We start from the raw sequence: 26747 nt of genomic DNA, 5'->3' as shown, positions 1-26747 counted from the left end.
CCGCGGGGCTCAGACAGACCCCAATTCCGGTTAACATCGATTAACCGATTGCTCGTGCATCGGAGTCCGCGAACCCGAGGGGGCAGCCCGCCATGACCACCACCGACTTCGACCTGTTCGCACTTCCCGAGGAGCACGTCGCGCTCCGCGAGGCCATCCGGGATCTGTCCGAGAAGCAGATCGCGCCCCATGCGGCCGAGGTCGACGAGGACTCCCGCTACCCCGACGAGGCGCTGGCGGCGCTGAGCGCGGCGGGCTTCGCCGCGCTGCACGTCCCCGACGAGTTCGGCGGCCAGGGCGCCGACGGGGTCGCGGTGTGCATCGCGATCGAGGAGGTCGCTCGCGTCTGCGCGGCGTCGTCGATGATCCCGATCGCCAACAAGCTGGGCACCACCGGTCTCATCCTCCGCGGCTCCGACGACCTGAAGAACCAGGTGCTGCCGTCGGTCGCATCGGGCGAGGCCATCGCCGCCTACGCATTGTCGGAACGCGAGGCGGGCAGCGACGCCGCGGCCATGCGGACCCGGGCACGCGCCGACGGTGACGGCTGGGTGCTCGACGGCGCGAAGTGCTGGATCACCAACGGCGGCAAGGCCTCGTGGTACACCGTGATGGCGGTGACCGACCCCGACAAGGGCGCCAACGGGATCTCGTCGTTCATGGTGCACGCCGACGACGAGGGGTTCGTGGTCGGGCCGAAGGAACGCAAGATGGGCCTGCACGGGTCGCCGACCGCCGAGATCTATTTCGAGAAGTGCCGGATCCCGGGCGACCGGATCATCGGTGAACCCGGCACCGGGTTCAAGACCGCCCTCACCACGCTCGACCACACCCGCCCGACGATCGGTGCGCAGGCCGTCGGCATCGCGCAGGGCGCGCTCGACGCGACCATCGCCTACGTCAAGGACCGCAAGCAGTTCGGCAAAGCCATCGCGCAGTTCCAGGGCGTCGAGTTCATGATCGCCGACATGGCGATGAAGATCGAGGCGGCGCGTCTGCTGGTCTACTCCGCGGCCGCCCGCGCCGAACGCGGAGAGTCGGCATTGACCTTCCAGGCGTCGGCGTCGAAATGTTTCGCCTCCGATGTCGCCATGGAGGTCACCACCAATGCCGTGCAGCTCTTCGGCGGCGCCGGCTACACCCGCGACTTCCCGGTGGAGCGAATGATGCGCGACGCCAAGATCACCCAGATCTACGAGGGCACCAACCAGATCCAGCGAGTGGTGATGGCACGCGCGCTGCTGCGCTGACAACCCCTCCGCTCAGGAGCAGTCGCCGGGTTCAGGCGACCGGCGTCGCGGGCAGGAGACGGTCGACGACGTCGGTGAGGGTGACGATCCCGCGGACCGCGTCGCCCTCGGACGACCGGACGATCGCGAGGTGCGTGCGGGATTCGCGCATGGTGCGCAGCACCTGGTGCACCGGTTCGGCGGCGTCGACCCACAGCGGTGAGCGCATGATGTCGCCGGCCGTGGATCCCTTCGGTGCGGTGAGCCCGTCGCGCACGTGCACCACGCCGACGATCTTGCCCGCCGCCCACACCAGCAGGCGCAGGTGCCCGGTGGTGTGTGCCGTCGAACGGATCTCGGAGATCGGCGACCCGACGTCGACGGTGGCGGGCACCGATTCGCCCACGATGTCCCCGACGGTGAGGCGTTCGATCTCCAGGGCACTGATCAGGCGTCCGTGGTAGCGCTCGTCGAGGGTGCCCACGGTGCCGGAGTGCTCCACCAGGTGCCGGAGCCCGTCGGTGTCCTGGGTGCCGTCGGTCTGGTCGACCGGCTCGACACCGACACGTCGCAGGCACCAGTTGGCGGCGGAGTTCAGGGCGACGAGCAGCGGGCGGGTGAACCACATGAAGCCGCGCATCGGGATCGCGAGCAGCGTCGCCGACCGCTCCGGGTGGGCGATGGCCCAGGACTTCGGCGCCATCTCACCGACCACCAGATGCAGGAAGGTCACGATGATCAGCGCGAGCACGAACCCGATGACGTCGGCGATCCACAGTGGGGCACCGAGACTCTCGAACTGCGGCGTGAGCCAGTAGTGCACAGCGGGTTTGGTGACGGCGCCCAGCGCCAGGGTGCACACGGTGATGCCGAGCTGCGATCCGGCGAGCAGCACCGACAGGTCCGATGCGCTGCGCAGGGCGGCCCGGGCGGCGCGGGAGTCGACCGCCGCGTCCTCCAGACGGTGGCGCCGGGCCGCGATCAACGCGAACTCGATCGCCACGAAGAACGCGCTGGCGGCGATCAGGCCGACGGTGACCGCGACGAGTACCCAGGGATTGCTCATCGTGTCGTCTCCATGCTGCCGGTCTGGTCGGAGTCGGCGTCGTCGGTGCCGTCGCGCACGACGATCCGCGCGTGGACCCGGGCCGGGACCATGCGTTCGACGGCGACCACGGTGACGGCCAGCTCACGCACCGGGGGAACGTCGTCGTGTACGAGATCGGCGGCGTCGCCGGGCAATTCGATCGTCACGGTGCTGCCGCACTCCGGAAAGCCACCCGCGGAGTGGATCGCGGCGCCGGCCAGGGTCTCGTAATCGCCTGCGGGCATGCGGTATCCGATGATGCGCTCCACCTCGTCGATGGGCATCCCGCCGGGTAGCGACCATCCGTCGGACGGCGAGCCGCTGATCGCGACGGGGTTGTCGGCATCGTGCTCGTCGGCGATGTCACCGACGAGTTCCTCGGCGATGTCCTCCACGGTGACGATGCCGGCGAAGCCTCCGTACTCGTCGATCACCATCGCCATCTCCGCGTCGGCCCGGTCGAGCGTCGTGAGCACCGCGGGCAGCGGCAGCGTCGTCGGCACCATGACCGCCGGGCGGAGATGATCACCGGCGACGCCGTGGGGTTCGTCGACCAGCAGGTCGTGCAGCGTGATGACACCGCGCAGGTCGTCGGGGCGATCGCCGATCACCGGGTAGCGCGTGTGACCGGTGCCCATCAGTTCCAGCACCGTCGCGACATCGTCGTCGGCATGGACGGTGCCGACCCGCGACCGCGGGACCATCGCGTGGACCGCGGTGCGGCCGGGGAAGTCGAGGATGCGGTCGAGCAGCGCCGAGAGATCGGGCGCGAGTTCGCCGGTGGCGCGCGATTCGGCGACGATGTGGGCGAGGTCGCGCGGCGTCGCCGAGTGTTCGACGTCGTGCACCGGCTTGATGCCGAGGACCTTCAGCAGCACGTTGGACGACTGGTCGAACAGCCAGATGAGCCACCCGAACAGCGACAGGTACAGAGTGGTGGACCGTGCGAGCCACTTCGCGACGGGCTCGGGCCGTGCGATGGCCAGGTTCTTCGGGAACAACTCACCGAACAGCATCTGCACCACGGTCGACAGGACGACCGCGACCACGGTGCCGATCGTGACACCGATCGCCGCGCCGAACCCGATGCCGCCGAGCAGCTCACCGACCCCCTCGCCGATCAGCGGCTCGGCGACGTAACCGACGAGCAGTCCGGTCACCGTGATGCCGAGCTGAGCGCCCGACAGCATGAACGAGGTGCGGCGGGTCACGCCGAGTGCGCGCTGTGCGGCACGGTCGCCGGCGGCCGCGGCGGCCTTGAGTCGCGACCGGTCGACCGCCATGTAGGCGAACTCCTGCGCGACGAAATACCCGGTGAACGCGGTGATGATGAGCACCACCACGATGCCGGCGAGGATTCCCAGGATCGTCACGATAGTTCTACGACCACCATCGGGTAAAAGTTCCTTTACTCTTCATCGGCCTGCCCCGCCACCCTCGACGCGATCCCGTCGGGGGGTCTCAGTCGAGCCAGTCGAGCACTGCGGCCGCGGTCCAGCTCTGCTGCATGCTGCCCAGCGGTTCGCCGGTGAACGGTTCGTAGTACTCCGCGAACGACCCGTCCTGCGCCTGCCGCAACCCCTCCTCGCGCAGACGCGCCGACTTCTCGGGCCATCCCCGGCGAGCGAACGCCCACGAGAACAGCCACGTCATCACCGGCCACACCGGCCCGCGCCAGTACTCACGCGGCTTGAAGTCCGCGGCGATCGGCGAGTTCGAGGGCGGCACCGCGTATTTGAGGTCCGGATGGCCGCAGAAGCGCGGCCCCTCGAACATCCGCATCAGCGCCCGCTCCCGTTCACGCGGCAATCCGCCGCACAGCAGCGGCGCGAACGACGCGATCGTCTCGGTGTTGATCCATCGACCCGCGCGCAGATCGAAATCACGGGCGGCACCGGTGCGCTCGCTGGTCGCCGCGACGACGCCGGCGCGGAAGCGGTCGGCCCAGGCCCGCAGGTCGCGGACGTCCGAGCGGGGTTTCGAGTAGTCCTCACCGATGGTGGCCAGCACGTCGCACGCGACGGCGAAGATGGCGCTGACGAAGACGTCCTCGACGGCGAAACTCATCACCGACGGCAGCAGGGCGTCGTCGTAGTTCACACGCTTCATCTGCTCGACCAGCCAGAGATAGCGGTCGTACTCCAGATCGGTCGGCCGCATCGTGAGATCGGCGACGTGCAGCAGGTCGGCGCGGGTGTACGGCGGCAGGTCGTCGCCGGGAACGACATTGCCGTAGGCGGCATCCCATCGAGGCGAGTTGTCCATGCCCGATTCCCACCCGTGGAACACCGTGATCCGCCCACGCCCCTGCGGATCACGCGCATGCGCGAGCCACCGGTGCCACCGCATGAGGTTCCCCCATCGGCGGTCGATGAACTCGTTGGCGGCCTGCCGGGTGGTTCGTCCGCGCCGACGCGACTGATCCAGGATGCGCTGTACCGCGATCGCGTGGACCGGGGGCTGGGTGATGCCGGAGGTGTCCGCCGTGCTCGGTGCGTGCTTCGCGAGGCGGGCGACCTCCCAGCGCGCCGGTCCCGGGAAGTAGCCGTCGCGGCCACCCGCGAACACGATGTGCGGGATCATCCCGTTCGACCACTGGGCCGAGAGCAGGGTGTCGAGTTCGACGACGGCGCGTTCGACGCTGAGCGGCGCGAGTCCGACCGCGACGAATGCAGCGTCCCAGCTCCACATGTGGGGATAGAGCCTCGGGGCGGCGCTCGTCATCGTGCCCAGGTCGTTGCCACGCAACAGGTAGGCCGCGCGCGCCGACAACTGGGTCGGGGTGAAGCCGAGGTTCGCCACCTGGGACATTCTGCCCGGACTCATCGCCCCCTCGCTCGTCACACATCGTTCACAGGTTGCTTAGGTAAGGTTTGCCACACCTGAGACGACGGATGTGAGCACGATGAAGAAGAAGCTGCTGTGGGCCGCAGGGATCGTGGTGGTGATCGCGATCGTCGCGTTCGCGGCCGGACCGTGGGTCTACAAGAACTGGATCGTCACCGACGCCGACGCCGAGCTCGCTCTGCCGTCGCAGACCCAGGGCGCCACGGTCGACGTCGCCGGGAACTGGGGCGTGGTCGCGGGCCCGAGCACCGACGACGCCCGTACCCAGGCCGGGTATCGCGTCGACGAGGTGCTCCGCGGTGAGAACATCACCGTCAACGGCCGCACGACAGAGGTGTCCGGCGGGATCACCGTCACCGGGAGCACCCTCCAGTCGGGCACCATCACCGTCGACGTCGCCTCCATCCGCAGCCCGGATTCGTCCCGCGACAACCGATTCCGGGGCACCAACATCATGGACACCGCCGCGCACCCCACGGCCACGTTCACCATCACCCGGCCCGTCGACATCTCCGGCGTCCCGGCCTCGGGCGCCCGCGCCACGGTGCCGGCGACGGGCACCTTGACCATCAAGGGCGTCGAGCGTCCGGTCACCACCGACCTCGCCGTGGCCCGCTCGGGATCGTCGGTGATCGTGCAGGGCTCGATCCCGGTCACGTGGTCCGACTACGGGGTCGAGGCACCGTCGATCGGCAGCTTCGTGACTGTGGACAAAACGGGCAGCATCGAGTTCCTGGTCAATCTGGCCAGGTCGTGACCGTCCGCGTCACCGTTGTCGAGGCCGAGGTCTCGGTAGCGTGGGCGCGATCAGCGACCGCTACGACCGCCCACCGGCACCTGAGAGAGGACATCCTTGACCGTCACGCCTGACGCCGACCCCACCGACACCCGACGAACCGGCTATCGGCGTCGGCTCATGGACGGGATGGCCGAGGCGTTGGCGGCGTCGCCGTATCGCGACGTCACCATCGGCGACGTCGTCAAACGGGCACACACCTCGCGTCGCACCTTCTACGAGGAGTTCCGCGACCGCGACGACTGCTACTTCGCGCTGTTGCGCTCGGTGCATTCGGCGATGCTGGCCGAGGTCGCCGCGGCCGTCGATCCTCAGTCGGGTTGGCAGGATCAGATCCGGCAGGCCGTCACCGCCTACTTCACCGGGGTGGCCGCGCACCCGGCGGTGATCCGCAGTTGGGTGCGTGAACTGCCGTCGCTCGGCGATCCCGCCGTGACCCTCGCGAGCCGTCCCCGTGACGAGTTCATCAACCTGCTCGTCGGACTCAGCGCCAGCGACGAGATGCGCACCGCCGGCTTCCATCCGCTGTCGGTCGACACGGCCCGATTCCTGGTCGGCGGGGTCGAGGAGATGACGGCGCTCGTCGTCGAGGACAACCGCCCCGTCGCGGAGATCGTCGAGGTCGCCGTCGAGGCCGTGACCGCCGTCGTCGGGCTGGCGCGCACACAGACCGCCGACGCCTGACCGCACGCCGCCCACGGCCGTGCCTATCGTGGGCGCATGCCCACCGCCCTCATCACCGGTGCGAGCCGCGGCCTCGGAGCCGCCATCGCACGCGCCCTCGCCCCCACCCATGACCTCCTGCTCGGCGGCCGTCCCTCGGCCGAACTCGACGATCTCGCCGTGGAGCTCGAGGGGTCGTCGACGTGGTCGGTGGAGCTGACCGACCACGACGAGGTCGAGGCGGCCACCGAGGCGATCACCTCACTCGACGTCCTCGTCCACAACGCCGGGGTGGGCGGCATCTCGGCAGTCGAGGAGACGCCGGCCGAGGAGTACCGCCGGATCATGGAGGTCAACTTCATCGCGGCCGCCGAGCTGACACGGCTGCTGCTGCCCGCGCTGCGCGAGGTGGACGGGCACATCGTGTTCGTCAACTCTGGCGCGGGCCGCACCGCCCGTCCGGGCTGGAGCGCCTACGCCGCGAGCAAGTTCGCTCTGCGCGCCTTCTCGGAGTCGCTGCGCGAGGAGGAACCCGACCTCCGGGTCACCTCGGTGTTCCCCGGCCGCATCGACACCGACATGCAGCGCGAACTCGTCGACGCCGAGGGCGGTGAGTACGACGCGAGCCGGTTCCTCGCACCGCAGACCGTCGCCGCGGCGGTGGCACAGGCGATCGCCACGCCCCGCGACGCACACCCCACCGAGATCGTGCTGCGTCCCACCGGCCGTCGGTGACGCACGCCCGGATCGGTTGACGGCCTAGATCTGCTTCAGGTCGGACGCGGGATCCCACACCGCCCGCATGCTGACGACGCGACCCTCGTCGTCGAACCGCATGATGTCGACCGGGGTGACCTCGAACTTCGCGTCGCCCGCCGCGGTGACCAGGGAGAACTCGAACACCGCGGTGTCGCCGGCGATCCGCATCCACTTCAGCTCGGTGGAGCGTTCGAGCTGCGCGATGACCCCGTAGAACTCGAGGAGCGCCTCGCGGGTCGACTTGATGTCGCTGCCGATCGGATCCTCCACCGTCGCCGAGTCCGCGTAGAGGTCGACGACCTGTTCGGCGGTCCCCGATCCGACCAGCTCCACGTACGCCTTCACCGCATTCGCGATCTGCTCGCTGCTCATCGATCACCCTTCGTCGAAACTAGAACGTGTTCTATCTTTGCGAGCAGAGTAGATCACCGGCCGCCCCGATTCGACCCGATCCGCGCTCGCCGGTGCCCTCGGACCGCGACTGCTTCGTGTTAAGACCCCCAAAACAGCATGACGTCGTAGACAATCGTGGTCGTGCCGACAAACCAAGGGGGATCGCTGTCGGGGGGACCGATTGATCCGGGCGGTCGCGCCCGCGCGTTGTCGACCGGGATCGCGGTGCTGTGTCTGCTCGCCGCAGTGGGCTGGACGGTCGCGGCCACCGCCCCCGGCGGCCCGGATTCGAGCCTTCGCGTGACCGGTGTGGTCGTCGCCATCGCCATCGCGATCGCCGCCACCGCGCTCTGGGCGACCCGCCGATTGACGTCGGCGCCGGCGCTTCTCGGGTTCATCGTCGTCGCCGACCTCGCGACCCTGGTCGCGGCCCTGTCGCCGGCCGACCCGCGGGTCGGTCTCGCAGGCACCATCACCCTCGTCTTCCTGGGTACGTTCACGGCGGCCTTCTCGGTCAGCGTCGTGGTGTACGGCCAGGCCGCGGCCGCAGCCGCGATCGTGGTGATCACCGCGGTCGTCGGCGTCTCGCAGTCCGCGGCGTCGGCCGGAGATCTGGCGCCGTTCGCCGTCGAGGCGGCGGTGGCCGCGATCGTGCTGCCGCTGATACTGCATCATGGGTTCGCGGTGGCCGGGAACAGGCACGTGACCCAGAGAGGTGAGCCGATGCGCGATCCACTGACCGAAGTCCTCACACGACACGGTCTGTACTCCGCTGCGTCGACCGGTCTGACGACCCTCAACCGGAAGGACTACCTCGTGGTGGTCCGTGTGCACCTCGACCAGTTCCACGACATCGCCGTCGGTGACGGACACGAGCGCGGCGAGCAGGTCCTCAAGCGGGTCGCGGGCCGACTCGCGCAGGGAGTCCGGGGTGGCGATTTCGTCGCCCGCACCGGTGACGCGGAGTTCTCCGCTCTGGCCGGCGTCACGCACGAGGGCGTCGAGATCTTCTCGAACCGCTTTCGCGAACTCGTCTTCGACGTCGACGACCCGGTGCCCGTGAGCGCCAGTGTCGGCGTCGCGTTCACGCCGACGCCGATCGACGCGGCCGACGTCCAGACCCCGATCGACGATCTGTTGCACCGGGCCGGAGTCGCCATGCAGTCCGCGCAGGACGCCGGTGGCGATCGTGTGGAGATCGACTGGAGTGTCGTCCCCCCGGTGATCGCCGGTGGACCGGACGCCTGACCGACCTCTGATTTCGCCCGGCCGGGGCCATCACACGGCGTAGCGTGCATCGAGTGCGCACCGCCGTGGGGGAGATGCGCCGCACCGTCGTGCATCTGGCGGCAGCGGCCTGGACGAAGCCTGACCGCTTCCAGTGGTTCTCCGACTACCTCGAGCTCCACGGTCTGCGCGGATTCGTCCGCATCGCCATCGCGTTCACCACCGTCCTCACCTCGAGCATCCCGTTCATCAACATGGCCAGCCCCGACGGGGCGTCGGATCCGGCGCGCTACACGACCGCCGCCATCGCCGGTGTCGGTGGCTGCGCTCTCGCACTGATGTGGGTCACGATGTCGTGGCCCGATCGGCGCCGGTCCGTCGCCTTCGTCGCGTTCGCCGACATCTTCATCGCGCTGGGCCTCTTCAGCGACGGTGTGCCGCTCGCCGGGTTGGCCGGCGCCACGGTCTTCGCGGTGGTCGGAGGGTACTGCGCGTTCTTTCACGGGACCCGGGTGCTGGTGGCACACATCGCCGCAGCGACGGTCGTGATCGGTGTCCTGGCCGTCATGACCGCCGTCGCGGGCGACCCGGCGATGGCGGTCAGCAAGGGCATGGTCGTGATCCTGGCCAACGTCGTCATACCGCTGACCTCGCAGGTACTGCTCGGCATGCTCAGCTCCGACTCCGTGGAGTCGCGCCGGGATCCCCTGACGCAGTTGCCGAATCGCCGCGGCCTCGAGCAGGCGGTGGCGTCGGTGGGCCGCTATCGGCCGCGGGGAGCCGACGACGTGGTGGTCGTGATCGTGCTGGATCTCGACGCCTTCAAACGCGTGAACGACGCCCGCGGGCACGAATGCGGAGACCTCGTCCTCGCCGAGACCGCACGCCGGCTCGCCACCACCATCGCCGCCAACGACATCCCGTGCCGGATGGGCGGCGAGGAATTCGTCGTGGTGGGTCGGCGGCCACTGCGCGAGGTGGCCGTGCTCGGCGAGCGGATCCGGTCGGCGGTGATGGCACCCAATCAAGGTCTGCGCGTGACGGCGAGTATCGGGGTGGCGTGGGCCGACGCCGAGTCGATGTCGACCGACAGCGCCGAGACGCTGGTCGAGAACCTCATCCGGGCGGCCGACCGTGCGATGTACGACGCCAAGCGTTCCGGGGGTAACCGGGTGCGCCTGCACACCGGCCCCGACGACACCGCCGAGGAGTGCGCGGGCTGAGGCTCAGATCGCGTCGAGGCGCGGCTTGACCTGCTGCACAACCGATTCGACCCATCCGGCCGGGTCGTCGGACGCGGGCCCCACGAACACCTGGCCGACACCCAGCGCGGCATAACGCTCCATCTCGGCGAGAAACGCATCGGTGTCGGCGAGGGGATCGGTCGCGGTGATGATGGTGCGCAGGATCGTCGAGGGATCGCGGTTCTCGGTGACGCAGTGCCCGTCGAGCACCTCGATCTTGTGGCGCACCTCGTCGACACCGGTCGCGAACAGATTGCACATGTCGGCGTATCGGGCCACGAGACGCAGCGTCTTCTTCTCGCCGCTGCCACCGATCATCAGCGGCGGACCGGGCTGCGACAGAGTCGGCGGGTTGTTGAGGGTCTCGGCGAGGCGATAGTGGGTGCCCTCGTACGGGCCGGCGTCGGCGCTCCACATCTGCCGACAGATCTCGATCGTCTCCTCGAGGCGCTCGAATCGCTCCGAGGTCGACGGGTAGGGCACGCCGAGACCGTGGTGTTCCCGCTCGTACCAGGCCGCACCCACGCCGAGGAGCGCGCGCCCCTGCGACAGGACGTCGAGGGTCGCCACCGTCTTGGCGAGCAGCCCGGGGTGTCGGTAGGTGATGCCGGTGACGAGGGTGCCGAGCTGGATCCGTTCGGTCTGACCGGCGAGGAAGTTCAGCACCGAGTAGCCCTCGAGCATCGGCTCGTCCGGCCCGCCGAGGTTCTCCATCTGGAACCAGTGGTCCATCACGGTCAGTGTCTCGATGCCGCCCTGATCGGCGGCTCGCGCGGCACCGGACAGCGCCGGGCCCAACGCGGCCGGACCTCCGGGCAGGGTCATGTTGGCAAGGTGCACAGCGAGTTTCACCGCGTCACCACCCCATCGATCCGGGGATGCCCTTGAACGGTCCGGCCACGGTGCTGGTGACCCAGCCGCCGTAGAAGCCGCCCGGCTGCGGGGTCACTGTCTCGCCGTTGACCGTTGCGCGATCGACCTGCGCGGCCATCACCGCGATCGCGCCGCGTAGATCGACGAAACCCGGCGTCGGGTCGAGATAGGTCCACGCCGCGCGCGGGGCGCCGGCCTCGGGCGTGACGAGGTCGAAATACGACGCCTCACCCTTCCACTCGCACCACGAGGCGCCCTGTGTCTCACGGAGCACGCCGTCGACGAACGCCTCGCGCGGGATGTAGTAGGTCGGCGGATGACTGGTCTCCAGTACGCGCCACCCCGTGGTCGTCGAGGCGATCTCCATGCCGCCGAGGGTGATCGTGATCGACCCCGAGAACGGTTCCAGCCGCGGGGGTCGCGGATAGTCCCACACCGATTCCTGTCCGGGAGCGGGCTTGTCGGGCGTGGGTCGACGCATCATGTGACCACTCTACGGACGCACACCCCCGTCGAGCGGGGGTCGGATTCAGACGCGGAACTCCCGGTAGATCTCCGGCAGGAACTGCGCGAGGTGGTTCATCTCCTGGCCGCAGTGCATCAAGAGGTTGCGGGCGAGATCGATGCCCAGGAACAGGTCGCTCGGGTCGACCGACGCGCCGCGGGCCACGGCGCATGCCGCCTGCGGGAGATCGGGCACGTGCAGACCGCGGATGTTGAGGTAGAACCGGCTGCGCATCTCCGCACCGCCGGGGATCGGGCGCACCTGGTGGGCGAGCCACCCGAGGTCGACCGGCGCGATGCTGCTGCCGACCCGCCCGTAGATGATGGTCTGGTCGGCGGGGACGGTGAACCCGTTGGCGACCGGATCGCGGAAGTCGATCCCCAGTTGCTGCAGCTTCGGCCCGACGAGCTCGTCGACGTAGCTGGTGTTGCCGATGTACTTGGCCTTGTCGGGGATCGGTGAGGTCGTGCGGTTCTCCCGCAGGGCCGCGTACTCGTGGGCGTCGGGGTGCCAGAGCTTGTACCGGGCCGATTCGATGGAATGCCACCCGAACCACCAGTCCCACATCGCGGCGGTCACGCGGGGCATCTCGGTGCGGCAGGCGACGAAGAGGACCCCATCGGCCCGCTGGCCGTATCCGACCTCGATGGGCGAGTAGCCCGACGGACCGAGGTCTCGTGTGAGGCGTCCGAAATCCGGGATTGATGCCGGAGGCAGCGGCGGACCGGCGAAGGCGGTCCGCACCACCTGCGGCGCGGGATCGGTGTGGGGCGTGAAGTACTTCGCGTAGGGCTTGGCCTGGTCGGCTGCGCGGTATCCGACGTAGCGCTCCGAGCAACTCTGCGTGATCGGCCCCTCCGACGACCCTGTCGGTGCCGCCCCGGCGATCGGACCCCGGCCCAGGGTCATCGCGGCCGCCGCCACGCCGGCACCGGCCGCGCCGAGGAGGGTTCGGCGGTTCGGATTCCATTTGCTCAACATCCGTTGAGCATAGGTTCGCCGGGCTTCTCCGGTCAACGGATCCGTCGCCGACGTGCGCAGTGATCGATCCTGCATTGTCGGTGGCCGATCTCGGACCGTAAGTTCATGGCCGTGGAGGAAGCCCAGAACAGTACCGAGCGGCCCGGTCGCCGCGACGTGATCATGGCTGCCGCGGTGACCGTCCTGGCCGAGCGCGGACCCCGCGGATTCACCCATCGCGCGGTCGATGCCGCCGCCGGCCTGGGTGCCGGGGCGGTGAATTACCACGCGCCGTCCCGGGCGCGACTGCTGTCGCTCGCCCTCGAGGAGGTGTTCCGCCGCGACCTCGAGACCGCCGCGCGCCACTTCGCGATCGAGCGCTGGACTCATGAGGCCGTGGTGGGCGCACTCGTCGGCTTCGTGACCGAGATGACCTCCGATGCCAACCGCGACCGCATCATCGCGCGCCACCACCTGCGCGGAGAGGCCCGCACCAACGACGAACTCCGCGACGCCTTCGACAGGCAGCAGACCGGATTCGTCCAGCTGGCGCGCGCCGGGTTCGAGACGGCCGGTCGACCGACGAGTGATGTGACCGCAGAGTTGTTCCGGATGGCGATCGACGGACTGATGAACCGTCAGACCATGTACGGCACCACTCCGCTCACCGACGATCAGGTGCTCGAGATCGCGCAGTTGATCGTCCCGCGCTGATCCCGCCCCTCGCCGTACCGCCCTGCCGGCGTCACAGGTGCAGGTGCGCCCGAAGTGCGGGCCAACGCAGTGCCGCCACCCGGACATCGGACGCGGCGTTGAACCCCGGCGTGAAGAGGTCGGCCACGGTCTCGGTCCCGAAGCTGAAGATGCCCAGGAGTCGGGCCTGCGCGCCGCTGCCGATCACCATCGGCCCGCCGCTGTCGCCGAATCCCGCCTGTACCGACGGCACGCCGGGCCGCGACTGCGCGCAGATCATCCCCGCGCGCACCGGTTCGACGAACGTCTGCCGCGCGCACGCCGCAGCCGAGATCACCGACAGCGGCCCGCTCAGCAACTGATCCGAACGGGACCCCGCAGGCGTGTAACCGTGGCCGAGGAGCGTGACCGGCGTGCCCGGGGCCGCGGGGGCCACCGACACGGCGAGGGTGCGTGCCCGCGGCACGGGCGCCGCCAGGGTCATCAGCGCGACGTCGTCGTGCGCGGCGGCGATGTCGAGGTTCGCCGGGTCACGCGGATTGGTCACCAGCCCGAAGCCGGGTGCGATGTCGACATGGCCCACGGTCCGTTCGACAGCCGAGCTCTCGCCGACCGGCGCATCGCCGAGGATCACCCCGAACACCGACGGCGCCAGCGCACGCCGCGGCGCGGTCGCCACCGTCTCGGGGTCGACGACGCAATGCGCGGCGGTGAGCACCGTGACCGGATCGATCAGCACGCCGCCGCAGTGCAGACGGTCGAATCGGGAGCCGGTCACCGTCTGCCCGACGACGCGGGATCCCTCGGTGAAGGTGATGGACACGAACCACGGCGCCGAGCCGACCTGCGCGGGAACGCCGTTCGACATCGCCGACGCGACCGTAGGACCTGTCGACATCACCAGCGCCGCGGCCGCCAGAACCATCACCGCCCGCACCATCCGGACCCGTGTCACCATCCGTCGCACCTCTTCCACACCTCAGACACCTGGATCGATCACGCGGCCATTCGCTACGCTAACGATGACCTTACGGTGGTTCGCTGTCGATCGGAACAGGCCGCCCGCACGTCTGCGGGGCGGGCGGACATCCCGGTCGCCGACCGCCGGATGCGATTACCGCGATCCGTATTCGCACTTATGCACAGGGTCGTGTTGAGCGCCAACTGGACACATGGTTGACTTCCTTGCACAAGCTTCCGACGTGGTGATTCCCGAGAGCTGTCCAGGCGCTCTCGGAGGGGTGGTGACACGATCACCCGCCGGGATCTCTGTGCCCTGAACGGGCACGGGGAGGCCACACGCCGCCGTGTATCTTTTTCGCTCGACCCCGCCGTCGCCGGCTCGCCGGCGCCTGACCGATCACGAGGAGAGTGACCGTGTCGCTTCACCATCCGCAGAGGGTGACCCGGACGACCGCAGGGGTGATGCTCGCCGCAGCCATCGCCGCGGGCACCGCCGGCCAGGCGTTCGCCGCACCCCCCGGAACAGCTCCCCCGTCGACGGACATGGCACCCGGTATCGCGCCCGCCGCACCGACACCGCCGCCGCCGGCACCGACGCCTCCGGCCGCGCAGGGACGGAGCATCATCCCGGCCCCGACCTACGACGCGCCGGTCATCTACGAGGACTCGCCAGGCTACACGCCGCCGGTCTACTCGGGCACCTACAACCCGCTCCCGCCGGTGCTCACCGCGCCCAAGCCGACGAAGCCGGTCAACCCCGTGCTCCCCCGGCCCGGCGTCATCAAGCTCGGTAACTTCCGCACCCCGCAGCCGGCGTTCCTCTCCGACGCCGACGCCCGCAACCTCAACGGCCAGGCCGCGACCATCGAGGCGCGCACCGCGACCTACTACGAGTCCATCGGCTTCCCGAAGGACCAGGCGGCACGTACGGCTGCCTCGACCACCCTCGGCGTCCTCGTCGGTGGTGCGACGGGCGCTGCCATCGGCGCGGTTCCGGGTGCAATCATCGGCTTGCCGGTCGGTGCCGGTGTCGGCGCCGTGTCCGGCCTGATCACCGCGGCTGTCGTGGCTGCGCCAACTTTCGGGACAACATTTCCCCTGATCGCCGGCCCGTTCACCGGAACCGGTGCGCTCATCGGTCTCGGTGTGGGCCCTGTCGTCGGGGGCCTCGGCGGTGCTGCTGTGGGCGCTCTCATCGGTGGCGGTATCGGCGGCGCCATCGGTTATGCGGTCGGTGCCGGTGATCCGGGTGCCGATCCGAACGCACCACTGGGCGGGGCCACGCAAGAGGATCCGCGGAAGTCGAAGCCGGCTCCGCCGAACCCCGATGCGAACCAGTACGAGCTGCACCTCGACCGTTCGAGACTGCCCGGTGGCGACAAGGTCGACTACGTGGTCGCCAAGAACGGCGATGTCTCCGGCAACGTGAAGATCGGAGCGGTGAACGTGCCGATCAAGATCAACCACGACGCCGCCGATGCGCCGTTCAAGGCAGCTGGTGTGTTCGCCCAGACCGCCCGTGACTCGGTGACGGCCGCGGTGATCAACTTCGGCAAGGAGGCGCAGCGCGCGTTCCCGGGCCTGGAGATCGCCTACCCGCAGTACGTCGGCGCGCCGACCGGGGGCCGACACCGACAGTGACATCCACGTGATGACGTGCGATCACGCCACCAGGCCACCCTCTCGCCATCGGGCGAGACCGGGTGGCCTGGTGGTGTGTGCCGTCACCGCGCTGATGCTGGGTCTCACCGCGTGCGGCGGCGGATCGCCTGCCGCGCCGGTGGTGACCATGCCGTCGGGAACCACCTCGGCAGCAGCGATTCCCTCCATCGACCCGTTGCGGTGCGACCCGTCGACCGCGGCTCCCGGCGAGACCGTGACCAACGGCCAGGGTGGGCGCGAGTCGGCGTTGTCTGTGGTCGCCGATTACCACTGGGCGATCATCACCGGCCGCGACACCGCGCGCGCAACGGACGACATCGCAACGGGTGCGCCCATGGCGTCGCCCTCGCTGATCTCGCAGGCACTCGAGGGATATCCCCCCGGCACCACTTATTGTCTGAGGATGCGACAAACGCGGCCGGACACCGTGTTGTTCACGCTCACCTACCAGCCCCCGGCTGGTGGCACGAGCGAGTATCGGCTCCGCGCAACAGTGACGGGCGCTCCCGGCGACGTGCGGATCACCGGCGCGGAGGAGCAGTGACCGACGGCCCCGACCACAGACCGGACGACCAACCTCGGCACCCCGACCCGTCGGTGACGCCTCCGAACGATCCCGACACCGATCCGTTCGCTCGGCAGTCGGCACCCGGGCCGACCGACGCGCCCCCGCCGCGCATCACGCCTCCCGAACCCCCGTGGTTCACCGCCGCCGATCACGGACCGCCGCAAGGAACACCGGAGGCCCCGTCCTGGGTCTCGATGAACACCGATCCGTCGTCGAACTGGTCGGCGACGCTCGAGGAGATCGCCGTGCGGGGCTCGCGAAGCAGGCGAGCTCGGGGTGGCAATCGTCGTCGTATCGCGCTCGTCGCGGGTGCGGTGGTCGTCGTTGCCGGAATCGTCGCGGGTGCTGTCGTTCTCGCGACGTCGACGGGGTCGAGCGGGTCGGATTCGACGGTTTCCGGCTCGGGTTCGGGTACGACCGTGGCGGCTCAGGACAACGCGGCTCCCGCGGACGGGCCACAGATCCCGTTCTGCACCACCGGGACCGATGGTGCGGTGACCACGATCGACGAGCGCGCCGATCCGACCTCACCGACCGGCGCCGTCGCGACCTTCCTCGCCTCGGCCATCACCGACAAGTCGCCGGTGGCGGCTCGCGCGGCGATCGCCGACACCGCGCCCGTCCCGACCGTCATCGAGTTGCAGCGGTGGATATCGGCGCTGCCGCAGGGAACCGACGCCTGGTGTGCGCGTGTCACTCTCACCGATTCTGCCGCGCGAGTCCTCGTCGACGTCCGCGTCCGCACACCGAACGCGGTCGCCGACGTCGCGCGCGGAGACGCCTTCTACGTCTCGTCGGACGGATCCGACCGCTGGAAGATCGACGCGATCATCTCCGGCGACGGTTCCTAGCGCCGCACCGATGTGCGTGCCCGATGTCGGCGCACCGCAGCACGATTCGCGCACCGCACCGAGCAGTAGCGCTGGGTTCCGTTGCGGCTGACGTCGACGATGACCATCTCGCAGTCGCCGCCACCGGGCAGGCCGGCGGCGCACCGGCCGATGCGGTGCATGCCGCGGGTGGTGAGGTGCAGCGCCGTCCCGACCGAGATGACCGCGGTGAGGACGTGGGCGAGCGACTGATTCCGGTCGCGATAGTGCAGGTGCCAACCCTCGTCGTCGTGGTTGGTCAACCGCGGATAGGCGGCGGCGACGCTCATCGTCTCGTTGAGCAGACGCGCCCGCTCGTCCTCCGTCGGAGCATCGACCATCCGCAGCCACTCGTCGATCACCTCCCGGGTGCGTGCGTGGTCGTCGGGACGGGTCTCGAATCGACCCGTCATCCCGAACTCGCGCGCTCGGGCCTCGATCCCGGCGCAGTCCTCGGGCCAGTCGTTGGCCAACGAGGCCGCCAGGAGCACCGCGTACTCGCCGTAAGGGTTGAGATGCACAAGACCATGACATCACAGTGGACGCATGCACACCTCTTCGACCGAGAACTCGACCCTCAGCCCCACCCGGCAGACCCACGAACACGCCTGGCTCACCGAGTCTGCGCACCGCACCAGCGACGGGACCGTCCTCTACGTCCGCTGCGGTGATTGCGGCACCCGTCGCGTCGACATCGCAGCGCACACCGACATGCCCCCGACCGCGATCAGCATCGCGCTCGGTGACTGAGATCGTCCGAATGCGGCATCGCCTCCGGCGTATCGCCGGAGGCGAGCCCGTGGACGGACGATCTCCGCGCCGTCCGTTCCGCTCACAACGAACACCGGACTTGAGCGGGAACAGATCAACCCCTCCGACCAGTTGAGCCGGTCAGACTTAACCTTGGAGGAAGAATGAGCGACACCCGCTTACCGGTTCTGTTCCTGACCGACCCCATCCTGCTGCCCGGCATGGTGGTCCCCATCGAGCTCGATGACGCGGCACGAGCGGCTGTCGATGCCGCGCAGGCCACCGATTCGCAGAAACTCCTGGTCGCGCCCCGTCTCGAGGACCGCTACCCCTCCTACGGCGTGATCGCATCGATCGTGCAGGTCGGACGCCTCGGCGGTGGACAACACGCCGCCGTGGTGAAGGGCGAGAAGCGGGCGCACATCGGCTCGGGCACCACCGGACCCGGCGCCGCGCTGTGGGTCGAGGTCGACGAGGCCGCCGAACCGACCGTCACCGACGAGACCCGCGAACTCGCAGCCGAGTACAAGAAGCTCGTCCTGGCGATGCTGCAGCGCCGCGAGGCGTGGCAGGTCATCGACTCGGTGAACAAGCTGACCGACCCCTCGGCCCTGGCCGACACGGCCGGTTACGCCTCGTACCTCACCGACGTGCAGAAGCGACAACTGCTCGAGACGCCCGACGTCGTCGAGCGGTTGCGCACCCTGATCACGTGGACCACCGATCACCTCGCCGAGGTGGAGGTGAACGACAAGATCGCCGGCGATGTCCGCGACGGCATGGAGAAGACGCAGAAGGAGTTCCTGCTGCGTCAGCAACTCGCCGCCATCCGCAAGGAGCTCGGCGAAGGCGAACCGGACGGTTCCGACGACTACCGCGCACGCATCGAGGCGGCGACGCTGCCCGACAACGTGCGCGAGGCAGCCCTGCGCGAGGTCGGCAAACTCGAGCGCTCGAGCGAGCAGTCGCCCGAAAGTGGTTACCTGCGAACCTGGTTGGACACCGTCCTCGAACTGCCGTGGGACACCACCACGACCGATTCGACCGACATCGCCTCGGCGCGCGAGATCCTCGACGCCGACCACCACGGTCTCGAGGACGTGAAGGACCGCATTGTCGAGTACCTCGCGGTGCGTGCCCGTCGCGCCGAGCGCGGCCTGCAGGTCGTCGGCGGACGCGGTTCCGGTGCGGTCATGCTGCTCGCCGGTCCTCCCGGCGTCGGCAAGACCTCGCTCGGCGAATCCGTCGCCCGGGCCCTGGGTCGCAAGTTCGTCCGCGTCGCCCTCGGCGGCGTCCGTGACGAGGCCGAGATCCGTGGTCACCGTCGGACCTACGTCGGTGCCCTGCCCGGACGCATCGTGCGTGCGATCGGCGAGGCCGGGTCGATGAACCCGGTCGTGCTGCTCGACGAGATCGACAAGGTGGGCTCCGACCAGCGCGGCGACCCGGCCGCGGCCCTTCTCGAGGTGCTCGATCCGGCGCAGAACCACACGTTCCGCGATCACTACCTCGATCTGGATCTCGACCTGTCCGACGTCGTGTTCCTCGCGACGGCCAATGTGGTGGAACAGATCCCGTCGGCATTGATCGACCGCATGGAGCTCGTCACCCTCGACGGCTACACCGAGGACGACAAGGTCGCCATCGCGCGGGACTACCTGCTCCCCCGCCAGCGCGACCGCGCCGCACTCACCGCCGACGACGTCACCGTGACCGACGAGGCGTTGCGCAAGATCGCGGCCGACTACACCCGCGAACCGGGTGTGCGTCAGTTCGAGCGGTTCCTGGCCAAGGCGATGCGCAAGGCGACCACGAAACTGGTCGGCGACGACACCGCCCTGGTGATCGACGAGCCCGATCTCGTCGACTACCTCGGCCGGCCCCGGTTCACCCCGGAGTCGGAGGAGCGGACCGCTGTGCCCGGTGTGGCAACGGGTCTCGCGGTCACCGGGATGGGTGGTGACGTCCTGTTCATCGAGGCGTCGTCCACCGTGGGTGACGCGGGTCTGACCCTGACCGGTCAGCTCGGCGACGTGATGAAGGAGTCGGCACAGATCGCGCTGTCCTACGTGCGCTCCCACGCAACCGAACTCGGCGTGGACCCGGCGGCGTTGGATCGCAAGATCCACATCCACGTCCCGGCGGGCGCCACCCCCAAGGACGGACCGTCGGCAGGCGTGACGATGGTGACGGCGCTCGTGTCGATGGCGACCGGCCGTCGCGTCCGCGCCGAGGTCGGGATGACCGGTGAGGTCACGCTGAACGGTCGGGTGCTCCCGATCGGTGGGCTGAAGCAGAAGCTGCTCGCAGCCCAGCGGGCCGGTCTCACAACGGTGTTCGTCCCCATCCGGAACGAACCCGATCTCGACGACGTGCCTGCCGAGGTCCTCGACGCGGTCGACGTCCGACCGATGACCGATGTCGCCGACATCATCCTCGCCGCGCTGGAGGACACCGCCGAGGCGACGACCGTCGCAGCCTGACCGCTCAGCACCCCGTCACACCCGTGACGGGGTGCTGTCGCGCGTGGGAGATTCAATCGCAGAAGTCGCAGGCGCGATCCGATGTCACCGGGCGACCGGGTATCACCGGGGCGCAACACGCATCGCCTCTCCACGCATTCAGGCCCTCGCGCACCGCGATGCCGGCGATCACGAGTGCCGCGATCGGATCGGCCCACGACCATCCCAGCGTCGAGTTGAGCACCAGACCCACCAGCACGACCGCCGACAGGTAGGTGCACAGCAGCGTCTGCTTCGAATCGGCCACCGCCGACGCCGAACCCAGTTCGCGGCCGGCCCGCCGCTGGGCGTACGACAGCACCGGCATGATCGCCAGACTGAGAGCGGTCAGCACGATCCCGACCACCGAGTGCTGCGCATCGGCCGCACCGAGGAGCCCGCGGGCGGCATCAACGGTGACATAGGCGGCGAGGGCGAAGAACGACACCGCGATGATGCGCAGCGCGACCTTCTCCCGCGCCTCGGGATCCCGGCCGGCGAACTGCCATGCCACCGCAGCCGCCGAGGACACCTCGATCACAGAGTCCAGGCCGAATCCGATGAGCGCGGTCGACGACACCCGCGTGCCCTCGACGAGCGCGACGACGGCCTCGATCACGTTGTAGGTGATGGTGCTCGCGACGAACCACCGGATCCGCCGCGACAACACCGCGCGCCGCAACGACGGTGTCACCGTCTCGGTCCCGGTCGCCATCAGCAGCACCCGTGCGCGTCGGAGTCGGGGCAGCATGCCGGATCGACCGCGAGAACCACGCCGACCAGGTCGTGCAGGGCACGGCCGATCCGGGCGTCGGCCAGCTCGTAGCGCGTACGCCGACCCTCCGGCGTCGCGACCACGAGTCCACAGCCGCGCAGGCACGCGAGGTGGTTCGAGAGGATCTGGCGCGACACCCCGATCTCGACCGCAAGGTCCGACGGATAGCCCGGCGCGTCCGCGAGCCGCATCAGGATCTGGGTGCGGGTGGAGTCGGACAGCGCATATCCGAACCGGGCGAGGGCGTCGTGACGCAGCGCGGTGGTCATGGCCGCTGACGATACAGGGTTGGCTGTATCGTCGCGATCCCTTCTACGATGAGCCCATGGTGATGGCGGATCGTCCCGAAGTGCAGACGGCATCGGCCCCGGTGACCGCATTGGCGATGGTCGGGTTGGCCGAGAGCATGCTCAACGGCCTCGCCCGGGTGCCGTTCCGGCGGTTCTGGGAGGGACCGGGCGGGCTGCTCGACAACATCGGTCAATCGGTGACGCGGCAGACCATCCGGTCGTTCATGGGCTACTCGATGGCGCTGCCGATCGAGGAGTTCCGGTCGATGGAGAAGATCCTCGACGACATCTGCCGCGTGGTGATGCCGCCGTTCATCAGCCTCACCGACGGTGTCGAGCTCACCGACGACACGGTCGGCGGTATCGAGGGCATCTGGTGCCGCGCCAAGGCCAGCTCCGACGACTACGTCGACGACAGCGAGGACAAGGAGACGATCACCGCCACGGTCCTCTACCTCCACGGCGGCGGGTACATCGGCACGTCGCCGATCATGTACTCGGCCTTCGCCGCTTCGCTGGTCAACATCACCGGCTACGAGGTGTTCATCGCCGACTACCGCATGGCACCGGAGTTCCCGTTCCCCGCGGGCGTGCACGACGCCGCCGACGCCTATCGCGGCCTGCTCGAGCGCGGGATCGACGCCGAACACATCGTGATTGCCGGCGACTCCGGAGGTGGCGGCCTCGCCACCTCGTTGGTGTCGTATCTGCACGACCACGGACTGGCGAAACCCGCTGCGGTGATGCTGTTCTCGCCTGAGGTCGATCTGGACCTCAATCACCCGTCGATCACCGCCAACGCCCAGCTCGACATCCTGCCGTGGAACGTGCCGGTCAGTCCGTACCTGCAGGGCGTCCAACCCAACGACGAACGCGTGTCGGCGATCTACGCCAAGCCCGACCCCACCTGGTTCCCACCGACCTTCGTCTGTTGGGGGGCCGACGAGATGTTCCGCGACGGCATCCGGAAATTCGCCGAGAGCCTCTCGGCCGCGGGTGTCACCGTGTACGCGATGGAGGAGAAGGGAATGTTCCACGTGTTCCCGATCCTCATGCCGTGGGCCGAGTCGTCGCGTCGGGTGTTCCGCGCTCTGCGCGAGTTGTCGCACCGTCACATCGAATCCGACCCCGCGGCCGTCGCCACGCACTGAGACGCCCCTGGAGCGCAGACCATGGCCTACGACGAGGACCTCGCCGATCGCATCCGCGACGCGATGGAGACCGAGCCGCACCTCACCGAGAAGCGGATGTTCGGCGGTCTCGCGTTCCTCGTCGACGGTCACATGGCCGTGGTCATCCTCAGCAAGCAGCAGGGCCTCATGGTGCGGGTCGATCCCGCCTACGCCGACGCTCTGATGGCCCGCGACCACGTCGGACCGATGATCATGTCGGGCAAGCCGGCTCGCGGATGGCTGCGCATCGACCCGCCCGGGCTCGTCGACGACGATGCGCTCGGCGACTGGACCGATCGCGCCGCGGCCTTCGTCCTGACGTTGCCGCGGAAATGAGTCCTCATCCCTCCGGTTCGGGGGCGTCGGCGTCGATCTGGCGGGCGTCGTGCACCACGAAGAGTGCGACGACGATCATCGCGACCGCGCAGACAGCCACCGCCGGCGTGCCCAGCCACCGGGAGACGATCGCGCCGACCACCGCTCCCCCGGCGAACGCCGCCACCACCGCGCTGTAGAGAGCGCACCGGCGGCGACTCTCGGCGTCGCGCTGCGTCAGCAGAGCGTGTACCGACTCGACGAACCGCATCAGGTTGCCCGTGGTCGCGATGGTGATGATGGGCATCCCGCCGATGGTGCGGAACAGCTCCATCTGCATGGCCGCCACGAACGCGATCGGCACCGTCACCACGACATTCGGCCATTCGGCGGGCACGGCGGCCACCACTCCGAGCACGAGTGCCTGCGCGGAGGTCACCGACACCAGGAGTGCGGCGCTCGTGGCGTCGCGCCACCAGGTGCGCAGGACCGTGGCGACGAGGACACCGACCACGAAGGCGAGGATCGACCACAGGTGCGCGACGGCACGATGCCACTCCCCCGCTGCCCCGGACGTCGCGAGCAGGATCACGTTGCCGGTCTGGGTGTTCGCGAACACGCCGCCGCGGGTGAGGTAGGTGTACGCGTCGAGGAAACCGCCCACGCCGATGAGGATCAACACGAACCTCGGCGTCGATGCCGTGGCGACCCGCGCCGATCCGCTCACCCCATGTCCTACGGGACGATGTTGATCATCTTGCCCGGCACGAAGATCACCTTCCGGGGCTCACCGTCGAGCAGGGGCGCGATCTTCTCGTCGGCGAGGGCGAGCGCCGTCACCGACGCCTCGTCGGCGTCGACCGCGATCGTGATGCGGCTGCGCACCTTGCCCTTCACCTGGATCGGGATCTCCACGGTGTTCTCGACCAGCAGGCTCTCGTCGGCGATGGGGAAGGGACCGCGGGCCAGCGGATCCGGGTGGCCGAGCCTCGACCACAGTTCCTCGGCGATGTGCGGTGCCACCGGCGCCAGCATCAGCAACAGCGGCTCCACCACGTCGCGTGGGGCGCCGTCGGCGTACACCTTCGTGAGATGGTTGGTGAGCTCGATGAGCTTGGCCACCGCGGTGTTGTCCCGCAACGCCGCGTAGTCGTCACGTGCTCCGGCGATGGTGCGGTGCAACAGCTTCTGTGTGTCCTCGCCCGGCGTGGCGTCGGTGACACGGACCGCGCCGGTCTCCTCGTCGATCACCAGGCGCCACACACGCTGCAGGAAACGCTGCGCACCGACGACATCCTTCGTCGCCCACGGACGCGACTGGTCGAGCGGACCCATCGAGAGCTCGTAGACGCGCAGGGTGTCGGCGCCGTAGTCGCGGCAGATGTCATCGGGCGCAACGGAGTTCTTGAGCGACTTCCCCATCTTCCCGTACTCGCGGTTCACGGGTGCGTCACCGAGGAAGAAGCCACCGTCGCGTTCGACGACCTCGTCGGCGGGCACGTAGATGCCACGGGCATCGGTGTAGGCGAAGGCCTGGATCATGCCCTGGTTGTAGAGCTTGCGGTAGGGCTCCTTCGAGCTGACGTGACCGAGGTCGAACAGCACCTTGTGCCAGAACCGCGAGTACAGCAGATGCAGGACAGCGTGTTCCACGCCGCCGATGTAGAGGTCGAGACCGCCGGGGTCGTTCGGGCCGTGGAGATCCGGGCGCGGGCCCATCCAGTACTGCTCGTTCTCGGGCGCGCAGAGGGTCTCGTCGTTGGTGGGGTCGATGTAGCGCAGCTGGTACCACGAGCTGCCGGCCCACTGCGGCATCACGTTGGTGTCGCGGGTGTAGTGCTGCAGCCCGTCGCCGAGATCGAGTTCGACGTTCACCCAGTCGGTGGCCTTGGCCAGCGGGGGCGAGGGCACGCTGTCGGCGTCGTCGGGGTCGAACGACACCGGCGCGAAATCGTCGACCTCGGGCAGCTCCACCGGCAAGTCCGACTCCGGGATGGCGTGGGCGGTCCCGTCGGCGCCGTAGACGATGGGAAACGGCTCACCCCAGTATCTCTGGCGTGCGAACAGCCAGTCGCGCAGTTTGTACTGCACGGTCCCCGTTCCCGCGCCGCGGGCCTCGAGCCAGTCGATGATCGCCGTCTTCGCCTCGTCGACGCGCAGGCCGTCGAGGAAGTCGGAGTTCACGATCGGTCCGTCACCGGTGTACGCCGACTCGGCGACACCCTGGTCTGACCCGATCACCTCGACGATGGGGAGTCCGAACGCGGTCGCGAACTCGAAGTCGCGTCCGTCGTGAGCGGGCACCGCCATGATGGCGCCGGTGCCGTAGCCGAGGAGCACATAGTCGGCGATGAACACCGGAACCTGTTGCCCGTTTACCGGATTGGTGGCATAGGCACCGGTGAAGACACCGGTCTTCTCCTTGCTCTCCTGCCGCTCGAGATCGGACTTCGCGGCGATGGTCGCACGGTACTGCGCGACGGCGGTCGCGGGATCGGTTGCGTCGCCCGTCCATCGGCTGTCGACATCAGCGGGCCACGCGTCAGCGACGATCGCGTCGACCAGCGCGTGCTCGGGCGCCAGCACCATGTAGGTGGCGCCGAACAGGGTGTCGGGGCGGGTGGTGAACACCTCGATGGGGCTCTCCACACCAGGCACACCGAAGGCGACCTGCGCTCCACGGGACCGGCCGATCCAGTTCTGCTGCATCGCCTTGACCTTGTCGGGCCAGTCGAGAAGTTCGAGATCGTCGATGAGCCGGTCGGAATAGGCGGTGATGCGCATCATCCACTGCCGCAGACGCTTCCGGAACACCGGGAAGTTGCCGCGGTCGCTCCGACCGTCGGCGGTGACCTCCTCGTTGGCGAGGACGGTTCCCAGACCGGGACACCAGTTCACGACCGAATCGGACTGGTAGACCAGGCGATAGGCGTCGAGGACCTCGGCACGCCCACGGGCGTCGAGGTCGGCCCACACCTCACCGTTCTCCGGGGCGCGCTCGCCTGTCTCGAACTCGGCGACCAGTTCGGGGATGCGGCGCGCACGGTCGGCGTCGGTGTCGTACCAGGCGTCGTGGATCTGCAGGAAGATCCACTGCGTCCAGCGGTAGAAATCGACGTCGGTGGTGGCGACCCGGCGACGCTCGTCGTGACCGAGACCCAATCGACGAATCTGGGCGAGGTAGCGCTCGACGTTCGCCTCGGTCGTCGTACGTGGGTGGGTACCCGTCTGCACCGCATATTGCTCGGCGGGCAGGCCGAAGGCATCGAAGCCCATCGTGTGCAGGACGTTGGCGCCGTCCATGCGGTGGAAGCGTGCGTAGACATCGCTGGCGATGAACCCGAGCGGGTGACCGACGTGCAGGCCGGCGCCGGACGGGTACGGGAACATGTCCTGGACGAAGAGCTTGTTCGACCGGTCCGGAGCGCCGAAGGCGGACAGATCGCCGGCCAGCGGGCCCACCGGGTTGGGGGCCTCGTAGGTGCGGCGGTCGTTCCAGATCCCCTGCCAGCACTCCTCGATCTCGCCGGCCAGCTGGGCGGTGTAGCGGTACTCAGTCACCTGACCAGCGTAAAGCGTCACCTCGATGCGGTCGGGGGCGGTAGG

The 26747-nt window shown here is 68.9% G+C and carries 27 protein-coding genes; 14 read left to right on the top strand and 13 right to left on the bottom strand.

The genetic code is table 11. The features are described 5' to 3' along the window. Positions 1–92: 92 nt before the first annotated feature. Entirely contained in the window at positions 93–1250 is a 1158-nt protein-coding gene (locus ASG12_RS01975) for an acyl-CoA dehydrogenase family protein (RefSeq protein WP_055784572.1), read from the top strand. A 31-nt stretch (positions 1251–1281) separates the two neighbouring features. Here the strand turns inward: ASG12_RS01975 and ASG12_RS01970 are convergent, their stop codons facing one another. The 3 genes from ASG12_RS01970 to ggh form a co-directional block, all read right to left on the bottom strand. Then, positions 1282–2295, bottom strand: coding sequence for a hemolysin family protein (locus ASG12_RS01970; RefSeq protein ID WP_055784569.1), 1014 nt, complete (start codon positions 2293–2295; stop codon positions 1282–1284). Beyond that, positions 2292–3692 carry a hemolysin family protein gene (locus ASG12_RS01965; RefSeq protein WP_055784566.1) on the bottom strand — a complete coding sequence of 467 codons (1401 nt, stop codon included), beginning with the start codon at positions 3690–3692 and terminating at the stop codon, positions 2292–2294. The genes ASG12_RS01970 and ASG12_RS01965 overlap by 4 nt, the downstream gene beginning before the upstream one ends. Before the next feature lie 85 nt (positions 3693–3777). Further along, a complete protein-coding gene (gene ggh, locus ASG12_RS01960) occupies positions 3778–5118 on the bottom strand; it encodes a glucosylglycerate hydrolase (RefSeq protein ID WP_055787424.1) in 1341 nt (446 codons plus the stop codon). A 103-nt stretch (positions 5119–5221) separates the two neighbouring features. On the opposite strand from ggh, the gene ASG12_RS01955 reads away from it, so the two are divergent. From ASG12_RS01955 to ASG12_RS01945, 3 genes are all read left to right on the top strand, one after another. Continuing rightward, positions 5222–5920 carry a YceI family protein gene (locus tag ASG12_RS01955; RefSeq protein ID WP_055784563.1) on the top strand — a complete coding sequence of 233 codons (699 nt, stop codon included), beginning with the start codon at positions 5222–5224 and terminating at the stop codon, positions 5918–5920. 96 nt (positions 5921–6016) lie between these two features. After that, positions 6017–6643, top strand: coding sequence for a TetR/AcrR family transcriptional regulator (locus ASG12_RS01950; RefSeq protein WP_055784560.1), 627 nt, complete (start codon positions 6017–6019; stop codon positions 6641–6643). A gap of 36 nt (positions 6644–6679) precedes the next feature. Further along, positions 6680–7357, top strand: a complete 678-nt coding sequence (locus tag ASG12_RS01945) for an SDR family oxidoreductase (protein WP_055784558.1) — start codon at positions 6680–6682, stop codon at positions 7355–7357. A 24-nt stretch (positions 7358–7381) separates the two neighbouring features. Here ASG12_RS01945 and ASG12_RS01940 read toward each other — a convergent pair whose 3' ends face one another. Beyond that, positions 7382–7753 carry a nuclear transport factor 2 family protein gene (locus ASG12_RS01940; protein WP_045824856.1) on the bottom strand — a complete coding sequence of 124 codons (372 nt, stop codon included), beginning with the start codon at positions 7751–7753 and terminating at the stop codon, positions 7382–7384. Positions 7754–7915: 162 nt separating this feature from the next. Between ASG12_RS01940 and ASG12_RS01935 the strand changes: the two genes are divergently transcribed. Both ASG12_RS01935 and ASG12_RS01930 read left to right on the top strand, forming a co-directional pair. After that, positions 7916–9022 (top strand): GGDEF domain-containing protein, encoded by a 1107-nt coding sequence (locus ASG12_RS01935; RefSeq protein ID WP_156377885.1) that lies wholly within the window; start codon positions 7916–7918, stop codon positions 9020–9022. 53 nt (positions 9023–9075) lie between these two features. Beyond that, positions 9076–10224 (top strand): GGDEF domain-containing protein, encoded by a 1149-nt coding sequence (locus ASG12_RS01930; RefSeq protein ID WP_055784553.1) that lies wholly within the window; start codon positions 9076–9078, stop codon positions 10222–10224. Positions 10225–10227: 3 nt separating this feature from the next. Here ASG12_RS01930 and ASG12_RS01925 read toward each other — a convergent pair whose 3' ends face one another. The 3 genes from ASG12_RS01925 to ASG12_RS01915 are packed head-to-tail and all read right to left on the bottom strand — an operon-like array spanning position 10228 to position 12604. Continuing rightward, positions 10228–11097 (bottom strand): LLM class F420-dependent oxidoreductase, encoded by an 870-nt coding sequence (locus tag ASG12_RS01925; protein WP_055784549.1) that lies wholly within the window; start codon positions 11095–11097, stop codon positions 10228–10230. A gap of 4 nt (positions 11098–11101) precedes the next feature. Continuing rightward, positions 11102–11602, bottom strand: a complete 501-nt coding sequence (locus ASG12_RS01920) for a DUF427 domain-containing protein (protein WP_055784546.1) — start codon at positions 11600–11602, stop codon at positions 11102–11104. A gap of 45 nt (positions 11603–11647) precedes the next feature. Beyond that, positions 11648–12604: a DAPG hydrolase family protein gene (locus ASG12_RS01915; RefSeq protein WP_235455811.1), complete on the bottom strand. Its 957-nt coding sequence runs from the start codon at positions 12602–12604 to the stop codon at positions 11648–11650. Positions 12605–12709: 105 nt separating this feature from the next. Between ASG12_RS01915 and ASG12_RS21850 the strand changes: the two genes are divergently transcribed. After that, positions 12710–13297: a TetR/AcrR family transcriptional regulator gene (locus ASG12_RS21850; protein ID WP_055784543.1), complete on the top strand. Its 588-nt coding sequence runs from the start codon at positions 12710–12712 to the stop codon at positions 13295–13297. Positions 13298–13328: 31 nt separating this feature from the next. Here the strand turns inward: ASG12_RS21850 and ASG12_RS01905 are convergent, their stop codons facing one another. Further along, a complete protein-coding gene (locus ASG12_RS01905) occupies positions 13329–14234 on the bottom strand; it encodes a S1 family peptidase (RefSeq protein ID WP_055784541.1) in 906 nt (301 codons plus the stop codon). A 443-nt stretch (positions 14235–14677) separates the two neighbouring features. Between ASG12_RS01905 and ASG12_RS01900 the strand changes: the two genes are divergently transcribed. The 3 genes from ASG12_RS01900 (at position 14678) to ASG12_RS01890 (ending at position 17320) form a co-directional block, all read left to right on the top strand. Further along, entirely contained in the window at positions 14678–15880 is a 1203-nt protein-coding gene (locus ASG12_RS01900; RefSeq protein ID WP_156377884.1) for a hypothetical protein, read from the top strand. Positions 15881–15950: 70 nt separating this feature from the next. Then, on the top strand, positions 15951–16445 hold the full coding sequence (locus ASG12_RS01895) for a hypothetical protein (RefSeq protein WP_055784534.1): 495 nt from the start codon (positions 15951–15953) through the stop codon (positions 16443–16445). 53 nt (positions 16446–16498) lie between these two features. Continuing rightward, positions 16499–17320, top strand: coding sequence for a hypothetical protein (locus ASG12_RS01890; RefSeq protein WP_156377883.1), 822 nt, complete (start codon positions 16499–16501; stop codon positions 17318–17320). Here the strand turns inward: ASG12_RS01890 and ASG12_RS01885 are convergent. Beyond that, positions 17317–17859, bottom strand: coding sequence for a CGNR zinc finger domain-containing protein (locus tag ASG12_RS01885; RefSeq protein WP_055784529.1), 543 nt, complete (start codon positions 17857–17859; stop codon positions 17317–17319). The genes ASG12_RS01890 and ASG12_RS01885 overlap by 4 nt on opposite strands. A 25-nt stretch (positions 17860–17884) precedes the next feature. Between ASG12_RS01885 and ASG12_RS01880 the strand changes: the two genes are divergently transcribed. Continuing rightward, on the top strand, positions 17885–18088 hold the full coding sequence (locus ASG12_RS01880; RefSeq protein ID WP_055784526.1) for a hypothetical protein: 204 nt from the start codon (positions 17885–17887) through the stop codon (positions 18086–18088). Positions 18089–18252: 164 nt separating this feature from the next. Next, the gene (gene lon, locus ASG12_RS01875) at positions 18253–20571 is read left to right on the top strand and encodes an endopeptidase La (RefSeq protein ID WP_055784523.1); all 2319 of its coding nucleotides are present in this window, start codon (positions 18253–18255) and stop codon (positions 20569–20571) included. Positions 20572–20623: 52 nt separating this feature from the next. On the opposite strand, the gene ASG12_RS01870 is transcribed toward lon, so the two are convergent. Both ASG12_RS01870 and ASG12_RS01865 read right to left on the bottom strand, forming a co-directional pair. Beyond that, complete coding sequence (locus ASG12_RS01870; protein WP_055787418.1) at positions 20624–21304, bottom strand: cation transporter; 681 nt, start codon at positions 21302–21304, stop codon at positions 20624–20626. Further along, on the bottom strand, positions 21304–21633 hold the full coding sequence (locus tag ASG12_RS01865) for an ArsR/SmtB family transcription factor (RefSeq protein ID WP_055784519.1): 330 nt from the start codon (positions 21631–21633) through the stop codon (positions 21304–21306). The genes ASG12_RS01870 and ASG12_RS01865 overlap by 1 nt, the downstream gene beginning before the upstream one ends. 56 nt (positions 21634–21689) lie before the next feature. Between ASG12_RS01865 and ASG12_RS01860 the strand changes: the two genes are divergently transcribed. Continuing rightward, entirely contained in the window at positions 21690–22805 is a 1116-nt protein-coding gene (locus tag ASG12_RS01860) for an alpha/beta hydrolase (RefSeq protein ID WP_045824888.1), read from the top strand. 21 nt (positions 22806–22826) lie between these two features. Then, complete coding sequence (locus tag ASG12_RS01855; protein WP_055784516.1) at positions 22827–23162, top strand: TfoX/Sxy family protein; 336 nt, start codon at positions 22827–22829, stop codon at positions 23160–23162. Between the two features lie 4 nt (positions 23163–23166). On the opposite strand, the gene ASG12_RS01850 is transcribed toward ASG12_RS01855, so the two are convergent. Then, positions 23167–23868 (bottom strand): YoaK family protein, encoded by a 702-nt coding sequence (locus tag ASG12_RS01850; protein ID WP_055784514.1) that lies wholly within the window; start codon positions 23866–23868, stop codon positions 23167–23169. Between the two features lie 8 nt (positions 23869–23876). Further along, positions 23877–26702 (bottom strand): leucine--tRNA ligase, encoded by a 2826-nt coding sequence (gene leuS, locus ASG12_RS01845; RefSeq protein WP_055784511.1) that lies wholly within the window; start codon positions 26700–26702, stop codon positions 23877–23879. Positions 26703–26747: the final 45 nt, after the last annotated feature.

The sequence above is a fragment of the Williamsia sp. Leaf354 genome (genome assembly GCF_001424365.1).
Lineage (GTDB): Bacteria > Actinomycetota > Actinomycetes > Mycobacteriales > Mycobacteriaceae > Williamsia_A.
Note: the sequence above shows the minus strand (reverse complement) of the source record. Positions and strands in the feature narration are given on the sequence as shown.

Coding starts and splice junctions, on each gene's coding strand:
- ASG12_RS01975 (WP_055784572.1), top strand. CDS start 93: ATGACCACCACCGACTTCGACCTGTTCGCACTTCCCGAGGAGCACGTC.
- ASG12_RS01970 (WP_055784569.1), bottom strand. CDS start 2,295: ATGAGCAATCCCTGGGTACTCGTCGCGGTCACCGTCGGCCTGATCGCC.
- ASG12_RS01955 (WP_055784563.1), top strand. CDS start 5,222: ATGAAGAAGAAGCTGCTGTGGGCCGCAGGGATCGTGGTGGTGATCGCG.
- ASG12_RS01945 (WP_055784558.1), top strand. CDS start 6,680: ATGCCCACCGCCCTCATCACCGGTGCGAGCCGCGGCCTCGGAGCCGCC.
- ASG12_RS01940 (WP_045824856.1), bottom strand. CDS start 7,753: ATGAGCAGCGAGCAGATCGCGAATGCGGTGAAGGCGTACGTGGAGCTG.
- ASG12_RS01920 (WP_055784546.1), bottom strand. CDS start 11,602: ATGATGCGTCGACCCACGCCCGACAAGCCCGCTCCCGGACAGGAATCG.
- ASG12_RS01915 (WP_235455811.1), bottom strand. CDS start 12,604: ATGTTGAGCAAATGGAATCCGAACCGCCGAACCCTCCTCGGCGCGGCC.
- ASG12_RS21850 (WP_055784543.1), top strand. CDS start 12,710: ATGGCCGTGGAGGAAGCCCAGAACAGTACCGAGCGGCCCGGTCGCCGC.
- ASG12_RS01905 (WP_055784541.1), bottom strand. CDS start 14,234: ATGGTGACACGGGTCCGGATGGTGCGGGCGGTGATGGTTCTGGCGGCC.
- ASG12_RS01880 (WP_055784526.1), top strand. CDS start 17,885: ATGCACACCTCTTCGACCGAGAACTCGACCCTCAGCCCCACCCGGCAG.
- lon (WP_055784523.1), top strand. CDS start 18,253: ATGAGCGACACCCGCTTACCGGTTCTGTTCCTGACCGACCCCATCCTG.
- ASG12_RS01870 (WP_055787418.1), bottom strand. CDS start 21,304: ATGGCGACCGGGACCGAGACGGTGACACCGTCGTTGCGGCGCGCGGTG.
- ASG12_RS01865 (WP_055784519.1), bottom strand. CDS start 21,633: ATGACCACCGCGCTGCGTCACGACGCCCTCGCCCGGTTCGGATATGCG.
- ASG12_RS01860 (WP_045824888.1), top strand. CDS start 21,690: ATGGTGATGGCGGATCGTCCCGAAGTGCAGACGGCATCGGCCCCGGTG.
- ASG12_RS01855 (WP_055784516.1), top strand. CDS start 22,827: ATGGCCTACGACGAGGACCTCGCCGATCGCATCCGCGACGCGATGGAG.